A 14,652-nucleotide genomic window follows, 5' to 3' on the forward strand; every position below is an offset into this window, starting at 1 on the left:
GAGCCCCGAGCTGGAGGAAACGATCATGAGCGCCGAGGACAGGCTGAAGGAACTGGGGCTGACGCTGCCGGAGGTGCCGTCGCCGGTCGCGACCTATGTCAGCTTCAAGCAGGTCGGCGACATGCTCTATCTCTCGGGACAGGGCCCCAAGCGTGCGGACGGCACCTATCCGACCGGCAAGGTCGGCAAGGATGTCACCATTGAGGAAGCCTATGAGCACGCCAGACAGACCGGGCTTGGCCTGCTTGCGGCGATGAAGAAGGCAACCGGCTCGCTCGACAAGGTCGAAGTGGTGAAGCTGCTCGGCATGGTCAATGGCGCGCCTGATTTCGCCGACCAGCCCAAGGTCATCAATGGCTGCTCGGATCTCTTCGTCGCGGTGCTGGGCGAGCGCGGCCGTCATGCCCGCTCGGCCGTCGGCATGGGCTCGCTGCCCAACAACATGACCGTCGAAATCGAAGCGATCGTGAGGGTGTTGTTATGAGCGTCACCGCGACCACCTCGCCGGCGCTCGACCAGAAGGCCGCGACGCCGCTCGCCGCCGAGATCGCGCGGGTCTACGGCACACCCGCTGTTGTGATCGATCTCGATGTCGTGGAGGCCAACATCGCCCGGCTGCAGGCGACCTGCGACGCCGCCGGCATCGCCAACCGCCCGCATATCAAGACGCATAAATCGCCGGTTTTGGCACGGATGCAGATCGAGGCCGGCGCACGCGGCATCACTTGCCAGAAGCTCGGCGAGGCCGAGGTGATGGCCGATGGCGGCATCGACGACATCATGATCAGCTACAATATCCTGGGCGAGGAGAAGCTCGGTCGCCTGGGCGCGCTCCAGCGTCGCGCGCGGATGATCGTCGCCGCCGACAACCCCGTCACCATCTCCGGCCTGCCGCGCGCCGCAGAGATTGCCGGGCGTAACCTCGAAGTCGTCGTCGAATGTGACACCGGCCGTAGGCGCGCCGGGGTGGAGACGCCGAACGAGGCCGTCGAACTGGCGAAGATGATCGCAGCCTCGCCGGGACTGACCTTCGCGGGCTTCCTGATGTACCCGCCGGAAGACGGTTGGGAGCGCACGCAGATCTTCCTCGACACGGCCAATGCCGGCTTGCGCGACGCGGGTCTGGAGGCGGGCATTGTCTCCACCGGCGGATCGCCCAACCTGCCGAACATCGGCAAGCTCAAGGGATCGACCGAGCATCGCTCGGGCACCTCGATCTTCAACGACCGCATGCAGATGGCGGCCGGCGTTGCCACGCTCGAAGACTGCGCGCTGACCGTCTACGCGACGGTGGTCAGTCGCGCCGGCGCTGAGCGAGGCATCCTCGATTCAGGCTCGAAGACCCTGACCAGCGATAGCGGCGGCCTCGAAGGCCATGGGCTGATCCTGGAATATCCGTCCGCGAAAATCGCCCAGTTCGCCGAGGAGCATGGCTTCCTCGACCTCTCGGCCTCGAACGAGCGGCCGGTGGTCGGCGAGATCGTGCGCGTGGTGCCGAACCATGTCTGCGTGGTCGTCAATATGGTCGACCGGCTGGTCACCGTACGTGGCAACAAGCTGATTGGCGAATTGCCGGTTGCGGCGCGCGGCAAGCTGACCTGAGAAGCGCGGGGGCTGAGAACCCTCTCCTGTAAGGAGAGGGCAGGGAGAGGTGTAGGCCGTTGGAAGCTTTAGCTGAGACCTGACCGCTGACGAGGTGAGGGGGGCGCCGGACTGGTCCAGGGGCCGACACCTCACCCCTACCCCTCTCCTTACAGGAGAGGGGTTTCACGCTCATTCCGGATGCCGCGCGTTCCAGCCCGCCGCGTACTCCGCGCAGAGCCGGTCGAGCTCGGCCCGGTCGGTGACGCCGGCCGGCCGGGCGCGCGAGGGCGAGGCCTGTTGGAACGGCACCGAGCGCTGATGCGCGACGCGCCAGAGCCGGCGCAACTCGCTCAACGGGTCGGTGTGGTCGTCGATGCGGATATCGAGGCTGGGCGCTGGTTCGCCGTTCCAGATTCTGATCGCGGCCGATTGCCTGCCGCGCTTGTCGCCTCCGGCTTTTTCACCGGCTTCCAGCGCCACGAGCAGCCGCTCGTCGAAATCGAGGCCGGAGGCCGCGACATAGGCCTTCAGCGTCTCCTGGACCACCTCGGGGCCGGCAAGCATGTTGCCGGCGACCGAAACCTGCGGCCCGTCCACCGCGCCGCACCAGTCGATGCAGGCCGAGCCGGTATGGGCCGCGATCTTGCCCTCGCGGTCGATGACATGAAGTTGGCGATGGGCGCGGCCCTCATCTGCCGCCGTCAGCGTCGCGACGATCTCCAGCGCCGAGCGGCCCTCCTGCAAAAGCCTGAGACCGTCGATGCCGTAGAGCGGATTGACGAAAGCCTGCGTCGCGATCGCGCCGATGCGCCCGCCGCCGAATGGCACGCGCGCACCGACGGCAAAGGCACAGGTGGAAACCGCGACGCCAAAAGCGCCGGTCGCAGCATCACGCGCGACGATGGACCAGGTCATGATCTTCCGTCCTCCATAACATGCGAGCCCTCATCCTGAGGAGCGCCGCAGGCGCGTCTCGAAGGATGCTCCAGATGGTTCCGGAGCCTCCTGAAACATCTTCGAGACGCCGCTTCGCGGCTCCTCAGGATGAGGGTTAAAGGATGAGCGGCAGCCTACCGCCCCGCCGCATAGGCCTGCATCAGACGCGGCGTCGCGGCGGCGCGCAAGAGGCCGTCGTCGCCGCGTTCCGCCGCCGTCAGCCGTCCCACCGTCCAGGCCGGAGCCTTTTCGATGCGGTGGCCGCGCCGCTCCAGCTCCATGATCGCAGGCGCGCCGATCGTTTCCTCGACCATGAGATGGCCCGGCCGCGACGTCCGGGGATAGAAGGAGGAGGGGAAATGCTGCGTGTGGAACAGCGGCAGATCGATCGCCTCCTGCAGGTTGAGCCCGTGATGGACCCGTCGCAGGAACAGCCCGAGCTGCCATTGCTCCTGCTGATCGCCGCCCGGCGTGCCGAAGGCGAGCCGCGGCTTGCCGTTCTCGAAAGCGATGGTCGGTGTCAGCGTCGTGCGCGGGCGTTTGCCCGGCGCCAGCGAGGCCGGCAGGCCCTCTTCCAGCCAGAACATCTGCGCCCGCGAATTCAGCGGGAAGCCGAGTTCCGGAATGACAGGCGAGGATTGCAGCCAGCCGCCGGACGGCGTCGCCGCGATCATGTTGCCCCATTTGTCGATGACGTCGATATGGACCGTGTCGCCCTTGCGGCCGGCCGCGACCATGGACGCCATGGTCGGCTCGCCGACACTCGCGCTGCCGGCCGCGGGCTGCGCGATCGCACCCAGCGCCTTCAACGTCTGCGCCACCTGGGCCTCGAAGCCGGGCAGGGCGCCGGGGCGCAGTTCGAGCGAAGCCTGCTCGCCGATCAGGCTTCGGCGCCCGGCGGCGTAATCGTCCGAGAGCAACGTCGCCAGCGGCACGTTCACGAAATCGGGGTCGCCGTAATAGGCCTCGCGGTCGGCGAAGGCGAGCTTCATCGCCTCGGTGACGTGGTGCACGAATTCGGGGCTCGCCGGTCCCATCCCGGCGATGTCGATGCCTTCGAGGATCTTGAGCGTCTGCAGGAAGACCGGGCCCTGGCCCCAGGGGCCGATCTTGTGGACCTCCCAGTCGTGATAACGCACCGAGGCCGGTGCCTCATAGGTCGGCTGCCAGCGGGCCATGTCGTCGGCGGTGAGCAGGCCTTTATGGCGCCGGCCGGACGAATCCATCACCTCCTGCGTGCGGCAGAAACGGTCCATCGCCTCGGCGACGAAGCCCTTGTACCAGGCGTCATTGGCGGCCTGGATTTGCTCCTGCCTGTCCGAGCCGGCCGCTTCCGCCTCATCGAGGATGCGGCGATAGGTGGCGGCTGCGGCCTTGTTGGCGAAGAGTTTGCGGGCTTCGGGAGCGTTGCCGCCGGGCAGATAGACCGCGCCCGAGGTCGGCCATTCGCCGGTGAAGAGGTCGGTCAGCTCGCGGATCGAATCCGAGACGCGTGGCAGCATCGGGTGCCCGTTCTCGAAATAGCCGATCGCCGGCTCCAACACCTCGCGAAGCGTCAGGCGGCCATGGTCGCGCAGCAGCGTCATCCAGCCGCCGAAGGCGCCGGGCACGACCGTCGCCAGCAGCCCGGAGCCCGGAATGAGGTCGAGGCCCAGATCCTTGTAGGCCGCGATGGTCGCCGCCTGCGGCGCTGGCCCCTGCGCGCAGAGCACCTCGACCTTCTTCGTCTCGGCCGAGTAGAAAATGGCGGGCATGTCGCCGGCTGGGCCGACCAGATGCGGCTCGACGACCTGCAGCACGAAGGCGGCGGCGGCGCAGGCATCGAAGGCGTTGCCGCCCTTTTCCAGCATCGCCATGCCCGACGCAGTCGCGAGCCAATGCGTCGAGGTGACGACGCCGAAGGTGCCGAGAATCTCGGGGCGGGTGGTGAACATGAGCGTATCCTTGGAGGCCTAGTTTTCTTTTGGATCGAGCGCGTCGCGCAGGCCGTCGCCGAGCAGGTTGAAGCCCAGCACGCAGAGGAAGATGCAAACGCCCGGCGCCACCGACATCCACGGCGCCTGCTCCATGAAGTTCTTGGCGACGTTCAGCATCTGGCCCCAGGAGGGCGCCGGCGGCTGCTGGCCGAGGCCGAGGAAGGAGAGGGCGGCTTCGAGGATGATCGCCTGCGCCATGAACAATGTCGACTGCACCACGATGGGGGACAGGGTGTTGGGCAGCACATGGCGAAACATCAGGCGCAGATCGCGCGCGCCGACCGCCCGCGCGCCCTCGACGAAATCCTCCGCCTTCACGCTCATCACCTGCCCGCGCACGAGCCTGATGAAGATCGGTACGGCCGACAATCCGATCGCGATCATCGCATTGGTGAGCGAGGGCCCGAGCACGGCGGCAAAGGCGATGGCGAGGATCAGGAAGGGGCAGGCCAGCATGGCCTCGGTGACGCGCGAAATCGCGATGTCGATCCAACCGCCATACCAGCCGGCGAGCAGCCCGAACGGGATGCCGATCGACAGCGCGATCAGCACCGAGACGATGCCGGCGAGCAGCGAGGCGCGCGCCCCGAAGAATAACCGCGAGACCTGATCGCGGCCCAATTCGTCCGTGCCGAACCAGTAGAGTTCGGAAGGCGGCTTGCGGATCGCCAGGAAATTCGACTTGAACGGGTCCGCCAGCGGCAGCAGCGGCGCAAATACCGCCATCAGCACGAAGACCAGCACGACGGTGCCGCCGATTAGCGCGGATTTATTGCGGAGAAGGCGGGTCAACACACCGGGCCTCGCCGTGAGGGCGCTCGCCGGGGCAGAGGAGAGGGAATCGAGCGAGGCCATCAGCCGGCTCTCAGCCGCGGATTGACCACGATGTAGAGCACGTCGGCGATCAGGTTCATCACGATGAAGCCGATTGCGGTGCAAAGCACCACGCCCTGCACGACGCCGTAATCGCGGTTGAACACCGCGTCCACGATCAGCTTGCCGAAGCCGGGGATGGTGAAGACCTGCTCGGTCAGAACCGCGCCCGCCAGCAATTCGCCGAAGAGCAGCGTCGTCAGCGTGATGATCGGCACCAGCGCGTTGCGCAGCGCATGGCGGTTGACGACCGTATTCTCGTCGAGCCCCTTGGCGCGGGCGGTGCGGACATAATCGGAGCGCAGCACCTCCAGCATGGCCGAGCGGGTGTGGCGCATCAGGAAGGCCGCGAGCCCGTTGCCGAGCACGAAGGCCGGCAGGATCAGCCTTTTGATTGCCTCCCAGGGTTGGACGAAGATCGATTCATAGCCTGAGGCCGGCAGCCATTTGAGATGCACCGAGACCAGCAGGATCAGCATGATCCCGAACCAGAAATTGGGGATCGAGAGCCCCGACAATGCCAGAGCGCTGGCTGAATAGTCGACCGCCGTCCCCTTGTAGCGCGCCGCGAGAATGCCGACGGGAATGCCGATGGTGATCGCGACGAGGATCGACGCGGTCGCAAGCTGCATCGTCACCGGCAGCTTTTGTAGGATGAGGTGCAGCACCGGCTCGCCGGTGCGCAGTGAGCGGCCGAAATCGCCCTGCAGAACCTGGCCGAGCCAGGCGAAGAACTGCACCACGACAGGGTCGTTCATCCGGTAAAGCTCGCGCAGCCTTGCGATCACCTCGGGATCGCGCTCCTCGCCGGCGATCACCAGAAACGGATCGCCCGGCAGCGCGCGCTGCAGCGCGAACACCATCAGCGACACCAGCAGCAGCGTCGGGATCGCGATCAGGATGCGGCGCAGGATGAGCGTCGTCATGGGGCCGGTGCCCCTTTGGCGGAAAGCGTCGCGTCGTCATTGCGATGAGCGACAGCGACGAAGCAATCCAGAGGCGGCAGAGCTCCACGTCTCCCTGGATTGCTTCGCTGCGCTCGCAATGACGGACGAGGCTGCAACCTCCTCACTTCCGCTTCAGCCCGGCCAGCCGGATCAGCCCGTCCGGATTGATCACGAAGCCGTCGAGGTTGGAGCGCAGGGCGAAGAAGACCGTTTGGTTGTAGAGATAGACGATCGGCAGCTCGTCCTGGAGGATCACTTGGGCGGCGTCGTAGCGCTTCTTGCGCTCGGCTGGATCGTAGATCGTGCGGGCCTCGTCGAGCAGGGCGTCCACCTTCGGATTGGAATATTTGCCGTCGTTCTGGTTGCCCTTGCTGGTCGCGAAGGGATGGATGTTGCCGTCCGGGTCGGTGCGGCCCGACCAGCCGATGCGGCTCATCTGGAACTTGCCCTGCTGCTGGTCGCGCAGCTGGCTTGCGAATTCCGTCGAACGCAGCTGGACGTCGATGCCGGCCTCCTGCGCCATCGACTGCACCACCTGCCCGACCTGCGTATCGACAGGATTGTTGGTGACGAAGAGCTCGACCGAGACCTTGGACTGGCCCGCTTCCTTCAGCAGCGCCTTGGCCTTGGCGACATCACGCTCTGGCACCGGGAAGGCGTTGTCGACGAATTCGTTGCCGGGGTTGAAGGGCTGGTTCATCGGCGCATAGAGCCCCTCGAACACCACCTGGCTCAGCACCTTGCGGTCGATCGAGAGCGAGAAGGCCTGCCGGACGCGCTTGTCCTGGCCCATCGGCTGTTTCGCCGCGTCGCCATTATTGGTGTTGATGGTGATGCCCTGATAGCCGAGGTTCGGCATGCTCAACACCTTCAGCGAGCTATCGGCCTGAGCCGATTTGACGTCGGCCGGCGCCAGCCGCTCCAGCAGGTCGAGTTCGCCCGAACGCAGATTGGCCAGCCGCACGGTGGTGTCGGGAATCGAGCGGTAGATCACCCGGTCGAAACCGTATTTGTCGGCTTCCCAATGCTCCTTGAATTTCTCCAGCACGATGCGGTCGTTCTGCACGCGCTCGACAAATTTGTAGGGGCCGGAGCAGACGGGCTTGGCGCCGACATCGCCACCGAGCGTCTTGGGCGAAAGCATCATGCCGGCGCGGTCGGTCAGCTGCGAGATCAGCGTCGCGTCGGGGCGCTTCAGCTTGAGGATGAGCGTGGTGGCGTCGGGCGCCTCGACGGTGTCGACGGAGGCGAGTTCGGATTTCCGGAGCGAGTCGGGCAGGGTGCGGGCGCGTTCGAGATTGGCCTTGGCAGCCTCCGCGTTGAAGGGCTCGCCGTCATGGAATTTGGCATCGCTGCGCAGCTTCATCGTCAGCGTCAGCCCGTCCTGCGAGAAGCTCCACTCGGTCGCCAGGCGTGGCACCGGCTTCAGCTCGGGCGTGATGTCGAGCAGCTTGTCGCAGAGCCCCATGAAGACGATGCGCCCCACGAAGGTGCGCGCCTTGTGAGGATCGAGCACATCGGGGTCCTCCTGCAGGCCGATCCGCAGGGTCGTGGGCGATTGCGCCGCGGCGGGGCCGAGATGCAGCGCCGTCGCCAGCGCGAGCGCGGCGACTGATCCCAGAATGCGAGCGACCTTCATGCCTTGTCCTCCGACGAACCATGGAACGAAACGGGCCCTTTTCAATGCGGGCAAGCGTGCCTGCGGCTCCTGAAATCGTTCCTCCCGGGACCAAGTTGACTCAACTTCGCGTTTCAGTCGACCGTTACCCGCATCAAATCACGCATCGTGATCGCCCGCCTTTTGGGCAGGCCGCTCGATTTGGTTGCGCTGCGCGAGCGGGCTAGGCTGCAAGAGGACGGCGCGATGAGCCGGGCACAAGGACAAGACGAATGCTGCTGGGCGTAATCGCCGACGACATGACGGGCGCGACCGATGTGGCGCTGATGCTGAACCGGGCCGGGATGCGCACCGTGCAGGTCATCGGCGTCCCGGCCACGGGTGCGGCGCTGCCGGAGGCCGACGCGATCGTCGCCGCACTGAAATCCCGCACCACTCCGGTCGCGGAGGCGGTCGCGGATTCTCTGGCCGCCTGCGAGGCGCTGCTGGCCTCGGGCGCCCGCCAGATCCTATTCAAATACTGCTCCACCTTCGATTCGACGGCCGAAGGGAATATCGGTCCAGTCGCGGACGCGCTGATGCAGCGGCTCGGCACCGACTTCGCCATCGTCTGCCCGGCTTTTCCGGCCAATGGCCGCTCGATCTACCAGGGTTACCTTTTTGCCGGTGCGGTGCCGTTGCATGAGAGCACGATGAAGGACCACCCGCTGACGCCGATGCGGGATTCAAATCTGATGCGGCTGATGGGCGCGCAGATGAAGGGCCCGGTCGGGCTCGTAGACTACGCCATCGTGCTCGGCGGCCCCGCTTCGGTGAAGGCGCGTTTCGCCAAGCTTCAGGCCGAAGGGATTCGGTATGCCGTCACCGACGCGCTGACCAATGAAGACCTGATGACGCTCGGCCACGCCGTCTCCGAGCATGTCCTACTGACCGGCGGTTCCGGGATCGCCATGGGCCTGCCGCAGAATTTCCGCAGGGCGGGATTGCTGCCGGAACGCGCCGGCCCCGAACAGTTGACGGCGCCGCCCGGTCGAGCCGGCATCATCTCCGGAAGCTGCTCCGCCGCCACGCGCGGACAGATCAAAACGGCGCTCGCCGCCGGTTATCCCGCCCTCAAGGTCGATCCGCTGGCGCTGGCCGATGGCACGCAGGACGCGGCAGGTTTGGCGCAATGGGCGCTGGATCAACCGGCCGACGCGCCTTTCCTGCTTTATTCGAGCGACGATCCGGCCGAGGTGTCGGCGGTACAGGACAAACTTGGCCGCGATAAAGCCGGCAGCATCGTCGAGGATGCCTTTGCCGAGATCGCTCGGCGGCTGGCGGAGGGGGGCGTCTCGCGCCTGCTGATCGCCGGCGGCGAAACCTCGGGTGCTGTCGTGCTAGGTTTGAGCATCCGCACGCTGGAGATCGGCCCGGAAATCGATCCCGGTGTGCCCTGGACGCGGGTAGTCGATGGGCCTGAGTTGGTCGTGGCGCTTAAATCCGGCAATTTCGGCGCGCCGGATTTCTTCGTGAAGGCCTGGGGCCTGCTGCGCTGAGCCTCAACGCCCGGCGGGCGCGGTGATCGCCAGCGTCTCGCCATCGGCCGGGATCAGCAGGCGCCTTGCGTCGATCCCGCTTACATCCGCCGCGCTGCGAAGATCGGCGCGGCTCACCGTGCAATGGTCGAGCGCTTCCATATGCGTGGCGATCACCGTGGCTTCCGGAAAGGCGCGCGCCAGTTCGATCGTCTGGGCCGCGTCCATGATGATCGGCGTCCCGTCCCAAAGCGCTCCGCCTGAATGCGTGACGATGATGTCGGGCCGCATCGCCGCGATGGCATCACGCAGCGGCGGATAGAGCACGCTGTCGCCGCACCAGTACAAGGTCGGCTCGCCCGGCGCCTCGAAGCTCAGGCCCATCACGGGGCCCATCGTCTCGACCACCGCGCCGGTCCCGTGTTGGGCCGGATGTCGTTTCAGCACGCTCGCGCCGAGCCTCACGAAGCATTCGATCGGCGTCACCGCGGCAAAGCCCGCCTGCGCAATGGCATCCTCCTGGCCCGGTTGGCAGATCACCGGCAGACCCTTCGGCAGCGCCTGCTTCGCTTCATCGTCGAAATGGTCGGCATGAAGGTGCGAGACGATGACCGTGTCGACGCCTGCAAGGATCGTCTCGACCGGCTGAGGCAGTGGCACCATCGGGTTCTGCGCTCGCCCCGTGAAGGAGCGGCGGCTGGACGGCGCGCCGAAATCCGGATCGATCAGGAAGACCCTGCCCGCGTAATCCAGCTTTAGCGTCGCATTGCGAAGGAGTTCGAGCTTCATGGCGGCTCCATGCGATGGAAGCGCATTCTTGCCCTGAGAAGCACGACTGGCCAGTTCGGATTTGTGAAGCCTTCCGCACGCTCGCGTGGCGTGTCGAAGCGCGCGGCGCCGGCTTTCAGGCGAAATAGGCGAGCTTGCGATCGGCCGGCATGGCGTCGAGATCGCGCAATCCCGCTTCCGATCGGCCGGTCATGGCGCCGGCTTGGGCCGCGACCGGCATGCCGGGTTCGGCAAAGACGAGATCGTCGTCCAGAAATGCAACCGTCGTGATGCGCCGCTCGGCGGGAGCGAGATCGTCGATGCGCGTCGGTGCCTCCTGCGCCTCCACCCGATCGATCGTCGGCTGTGCGAAGTCGGCCGATGGAAGGTCGTGCAAGGCCGACGCCGGAGACGGCTTTCGCGCCGGGAGATCCTCGAACTCGAAAAAGTTGGTCGTCGGCGCGTAAGAGGCTTCGCCGAACGCCCGCAGGCTCGAGTCGAGCATGGCGATGGTGTCGGAGATCTTGTCGATGCGCTGCACGACGCCGTCGATCGCGCCGACCGCGCCGGAAATCTCGGCCGAGCGGCGGTCCAGCGTATCGCAGAGCGCTTCTTCCGCGCCCGCTTCACGCAGCGTCCAGGCCACCTCCTGCATGGCTTCGGTGGCGGCCACGATCACGCCGGCTGCGACCTCGATGCGGGCAGCGAGGCCCGATGAGCGATCATCGGCCCGCCCGCTCATGCGTTCGAGGTCGGCTCGCAAATCGCCGATCAGCGCCGCGGCTTCGAGGATGTTCGACTCGCGGGAGGTCTCCTGCACACCGAGACCGACGACGCGCTCGATCCGGCCGATTGCAGTGAGCAATTGCTGGGTGTCGGCTTGTCGGTTGCGCTTGGCGTATTCGGCCATGAACCAGCGACCGCGCGCGGTTTCCAGCACGGCGGCTTCGATCGCCTCGAAATCCGCCTGACTGAGCGGCGTCAGGGAGCGGGCATCGCTCATGACCGGGTTGCTTTCGCAAGGCCGGCCGAATCAGCGGCCGGAAATTCATCTGTAAAGCGAGCCTGCGCGACGATTGTTTAAGGAATTGCTGCCTTGGCGCGGTGATGCCCGGCCGGGCGTGCCCCTGGCGATATGGCGGTTGGGCAACGGTAGGGCGGTAACTGCCCTTCGGGCAGCCATGCGGCTTGCCAAGCGCCACGCCCCCGCCGATACAGGGCGAAGGGGCGGGGATTCGATGGAAATGCGAGGTCAAGGCTTGGCTTTCAGCCGCCTTTGGCTTCGGCGAGGGATACCACGGGCATATGCCGAGCGCTGACGCCGCCGAGCCGCAGGCGATCTTTCGGGACGATGGCGGAACGCTGGCTGTGGCGCTGGCGGGCTCGTGGAGCGCGGATCGCGCTCCACGGCTGGAAAAGCTCATCGACGAGATCGTCGGCCGCATGTCCTCCGGCAAGCAGGCGCGGCTGGACCTGTCCGACGTCTCCCGGCTGGACACGCTGGGCGCCTATGTCCTCAACCGCCTGAAATCGCGCCAGGAGCGCGAGGGTGGCCAGGTCGAGATCGTCAGCAACCGCCGCGAGCACGAGCTGCTCCTGTCGGAGGTGAAGGTTCATGACGAGGACGAGCACAGCCGGCACGAACATATCAGCGTCATCGGCCTGCTCGCCAATGTCGGCGAGGCCGTCGTGAGCTTCGGTCGCGACTTGGTCGGCGGTTCGATGTTCCTGGGCGAGGTCGTCGTCGGCTCCGGTGCGGTGGTCGTCGGGCCACGCAAGTTCCGCGGCCCTTCGATGATCAACCAGATCGAGCTGATCGCCTTCAATGGCGCGCCGATCATCATGCTGATCTCGTTCCTGGTCGGCTGCATCGTCGCCCAGCAGGGCATCTTCCAGCTTCAGCAGTTCGGCGCGACGGCCTTCGTTGTCAATCTCACCGGCATCCTGATCCTGCGCGAGCTTGCCGTGCTGTTGACCTCGATCATGATCGCGGGGCGCTCCGGCTCCGCCATCACCGCCGAGATCGGCTCGATGAAGATGCGCGAGGAGGTCGACGCCTTGCGCGTGATGGGGCTGGACCCGATCGAGGTGCTGATCGTGCCGCGCATCCTCGCGCTGGTGATCTCGCTGCCGATCCTCACCTTCATCTCCGCCATGTCGGGATTGACGGGGTCCGCGCTTGTCTCCTGGCTCTATGGCGGCATCGGGATGGACACGTTCCTGGCGCGGCTGCAATCGGTCATCACCTGGAAGCATTTCGCCGTCGGCCTCATCAAAGCGCCGTTCATGGCCTTCGTGATCGGCCTGATCGCTTCGATCGAGGGCCTCGCGGTCAAGGGCTCGGCCGAGTCGCTCGGGCGTCAGGTCACGGCCTCGGTGGTGAAGGCGATTTTCATGGTGATCGTCGTGGACGCCCTGTTCGCCATGTTCTTTTCCTCGATTTCGTTTTGAACATGGCAACGCAGGAGCAGCATCTGTCCCAGGACCATGAGACCGACGAGGATCAGGACGACGTTGTGATCCGCGTGCGCGATCTCAAGGTCGCGTTCGGCGACAAGGTCATCATGGACGGGCTGGACCTAGACGTGAAGCGCGGCGAGATCCTCGGCTTCGTCGGCGGCTCCGGTCAGGGTAAATCGGTGCTGACGCGCACGATCCTCGGCCTCGTGCAAAAGCAGCGCGGCACCATCGAAGTCTTCGGCGAGAATGTCGACGAGCTCAAGGGCGCGCAGAGGCGGGCGCTCGAGCGTCGTTTCGGCGTGATGTTCCAGCAGGGTGCGCTGTTTTCTGCTTTGAGCGTCAAGCAGAACATCCAGGTGCCGATGCGGGAGTACCTCGACCTGTCGCCCGGCCTGCTCGACGAACTGGCGATGGTGAAGCTCGATCTCGTCGGGCTGCCGCCGGATGCGGCGGACAAATCACCCTCCGAATTGTCGGGCGGAATGATCAAGCGGGCTGCGCTCGCCCGTGCGCTGGCGCTCGACCCCGAGATCGTCTTCCTCGACGAGCCGACCTCGGGCCTCGATCCGATCGGCGCGGCCGATTTCGATGCCTTGATCATGACGTTGAAGCAGACGCTGGGGTTGACGGTCTTCATGGTCACCCATGACCTCGACAGCCTCTACGACGCCTGCGATCGCATTGCCGCCTTGGCCGACAGGAAGGTCATCGCGGTCGGATCTCTTGAAACGATGGTGCAGTCCGATCATCCCTGGCTGAAAGCCTATTTCGGTGGTGAGCGAGCGACGGCCCGGAAACCGTCCGGGAAACGGGAGCAGAACGGCTAACCCATGGAATCGCGCGCAAATTACGCTCTCGTCGGACTTTTCACCCTCGCTGTCCTCGCGGCGGCTTTCGGCTTCGTCTTCTGGTTCAACAGCGGCGGCTCCGGAAAGCGGGAGAATGTCCGCGTCATCTTCGTCGGCTCCGTCACCGGGCTGGGCCGCGGCTCCAGCGTTCTGTTCAACGGCCTGCGGGTCGGTGAAGTGACGACGATCGAGCTGCAGCCGGACGATCCGCGCCGCATCTTCGCGGTCATCCAGGTCAATGCCACCACGCCGATCCGCATCGACACCCGCGCCCGCATCGAGGCGCAAGGCTTGGCCGGCGTCGTCGCGCTGCAACTCATCGGCGGTGACCCCGATGCGCCGCCTTTGGAGGCTAAGCCCGGCGAGCCGATGCCGACGATCATCGCCGAACGGTCCGAATTGCAGGACATTCTCGAGACCGTGCGCAACGTCGCGCAAAAGGCCGATGGCATGCTCGGTTCGCTGGATGGGCTGATCAAGCAGAACACCGGCCCGATCAACAACACCGTCCGCAATATCGAGAAATTCTCCGAGGCTCTCGGAAACAATTCCGGCGCCGTGGACAAGCTCATGGCGAGCTTCGGCAGCATCGCCGAGACGATCCAGCCGCTCTCGCAGAAGCTTCAGGCGCTCAGCGAAGAGCTGACCGAAGTGGTGAAGTCGGTCGATCGCCGGAAGATCACCGAGATCGTGGACAACGTCGACAAGTTCACCGCCGCGCTCGGCAATTCCAGCGCCGATACGCAGAAGGCGGTCAATAACGTCGCTTCGATCACCGAGAAGCTCAACCGCGCCGCGGATCAGGTCGAGGGTGTGCTGAAGGGTGCGCAGTCCTTCCTGAACACGGCATCGGGTCCCGATGGGCGCAGCGCGCTGAACGAGGTCGCGGATGCCGCGAAATCGATCCGCGTACTGGCCGATAATCTCGACAGGCGCACGGCGGAGATCTCGCTCGGCATCAACCGCTTCACCGGTGTCGGCCTGCGCAATGTGGATTCGACCGTTTCGGACGCCAAGCGCGTGCTGACGGAGATCAACCGCACGCTCCGCAGCCTCGAGCGCAACCCGCAGCAGCTGATCTTCGGCGGCAAGCCGCCGCTGCCTCAATACAACGGAGCCCGCTAG

13 protein-coding genes are annotated in these 14,652 nt (G+C 65.7%); 6 read left to right on the forward strand and 7 right to left on the reverse strand.

From position 1 onward, the window contains the following. The first annotated feature begins 25 nt into the window (after positions 1–25). Both AC1DR6_RS08925 and AC1DR6_RS08930 read left to right on the forward strand, forming a co-directional pair. A complete protein-coding gene (locus tag AC1DR6_RS08925; RefSeq protein ID WP_476828837.1) occupies positions 26–484 on the forward strand; it encodes a RidA family protein in 459 nt (152 codons plus the stop codon). Continuing rightward, entirely contained in the window at positions 481–1,602 is a 1,122-nt protein-coding gene (locus AC1DR6_RS08930; RefSeq protein WP_476828838.1) for an alanine racemase, read from the forward strand. Before AC1DR6_RS08925 ends, AC1DR6_RS08930 begins: the two co-directional genes overlap by 4 nt. 171 nt (positions 1,603–1,773) lie before the next feature. Here AC1DR6_RS08930 and AC1DR6_RS08935 read toward each other — a convergent pair whose 3' ends face one another. The 5 genes from AC1DR6_RS08935 to AC1DR6_RS08955 all read right to left on the reverse strand — a co-directional run bounded on the left by AC1DR6_RS08935 (position 1,774) and on the right by AC1DR6_RS08955 (position 7,955). Then, entirely contained in the window at positions 1,774–2,499 is a 726-nt protein-coding gene (locus AC1DR6_RS08935; protein ID WP_476828839.1) for a DUF1028 domain-containing protein, read from the reverse strand. 155 nt (positions 2,500–2,654) lie between these two features. Then, positions 2,655–4,454 carry a gamma-glutamyltransferase family protein gene (locus tag AC1DR6_RS08940; RefSeq protein ID WP_476828840.1) on the reverse strand — a complete coding sequence of 600 codons (1,800 nt, stop codon included), beginning with the start codon at positions 4,452–4,454 and terminating at the stop codon, positions 2,655–2,657. 18 nt (positions 4,455–4,472) lie between these two features. Beyond that, the gene (locus AC1DR6_RS08945; protein WP_476828841.1) at positions 4,473–5,351 is read right to left on the reverse strand and encodes an ABC transporter permease; all 879 of its coding nucleotides are present in this window, start codon (positions 5,349–5,351) and stop codon (positions 4,473–4,475) included. Beyond that, a complete protein-coding gene (locus AC1DR6_RS08950; RefSeq protein ID WP_476828842.1) occupies positions 5,351–6,295 on the reverse strand; it encodes an ABC transporter permease in 945 nt (314 codons plus the stop codon). The genes AC1DR6_RS08945 and AC1DR6_RS08950 overlap by 1 nt, the downstream gene beginning before the upstream one ends. A 142-nt stretch (positions 6,296–6,437) precedes the next feature. Continuing rightward, entirely contained in the window at positions 6,438–7,955 is a 1,518-nt protein-coding gene (locus AC1DR6_RS08955; protein ID WP_476828843.1) for an ABC transporter substrate-binding protein, read from the reverse strand. A gap of 251 nt (positions 7,956–8,206) precedes the next feature. Between AC1DR6_RS08955 and otnK the strand changes: the two genes are divergently transcribed. Next, positions 8,207–9,472, forward strand: coding sequence for a 3-oxo-tetronate kinase (gene otnK / locus AC1DR6_RS08960; RefSeq protein WP_476828844.1), 1,266 nt, complete (start codon positions 8,207–8,209; stop codon positions 9,470–9,472). A 3-nt stretch (positions 9,473–9,475) separates the two neighbouring features. Here the strand turns inward: otnK and AC1DR6_RS08965 are convergent, their stop codons facing one another. Then, complete coding sequence (locus AC1DR6_RS08965; protein ID WP_476828845.1) at positions 9,476–10,240, reverse strand: MBL fold metallo-hydrolase; 765 nt, start codon at positions 10,238–10,240, stop codon at positions 9,476–9,478. A gap of 115 nt (positions 10,241–10,355) precedes the next feature. Next, the gene (locus AC1DR6_RS08970; protein WP_476828846.1) at positions 10,356–11,222 is read right to left on the reverse strand and encodes a hypothetical protein; all 867 of its coding nucleotides are present in this window, start codon (positions 11,220–11,222) and stop codon (positions 10,356–10,358) included. Positions 11,223–11,524: 302 nt separating this feature from the next. On the opposite strand from AC1DR6_RS08970, the gene AC1DR6_RS08975 reads away from it, so the two are divergent. From AC1DR6_RS08975 to AC1DR6_RS08985, 3 genes are read left to right on the forward strand one after another with little or no spacing between them, the layout of a single operon-like run. Further along, entirely contained in the window at positions 11,525–12,670 is a 1,146-nt protein-coding gene (locus AC1DR6_RS08975; protein WP_476828847.1) for an MlaE family lipid ABC transporter permease subunit, read from the forward strand. 2 nt (positions 12,671–12,672) lie between these two features. Continuing rightward, on the forward strand, positions 12,673–13,506 hold the full coding sequence (locus tag AC1DR6_RS08980; protein ID WP_476828848.1) for an ABC transporter ATP-binding protein: 834 nt from the start codon (positions 12,673–12,675) through the stop codon (positions 13,504–13,506). A gap of 3 nt (positions 13,507–13,509) precedes the next feature. Then, positions 13,510–14,652 (forward strand): MlaD family protein, encoded by a 1,143-nt coding sequence (locus AC1DR6_RS08985; RefSeq protein WP_476828849.1) that lies wholly within the window; start codon positions 13,510–13,512, stop codon positions 14,650–14,652.

It is taken from the genome of Allobosea sp. P5_A5 (assembly GCF_056400625.1).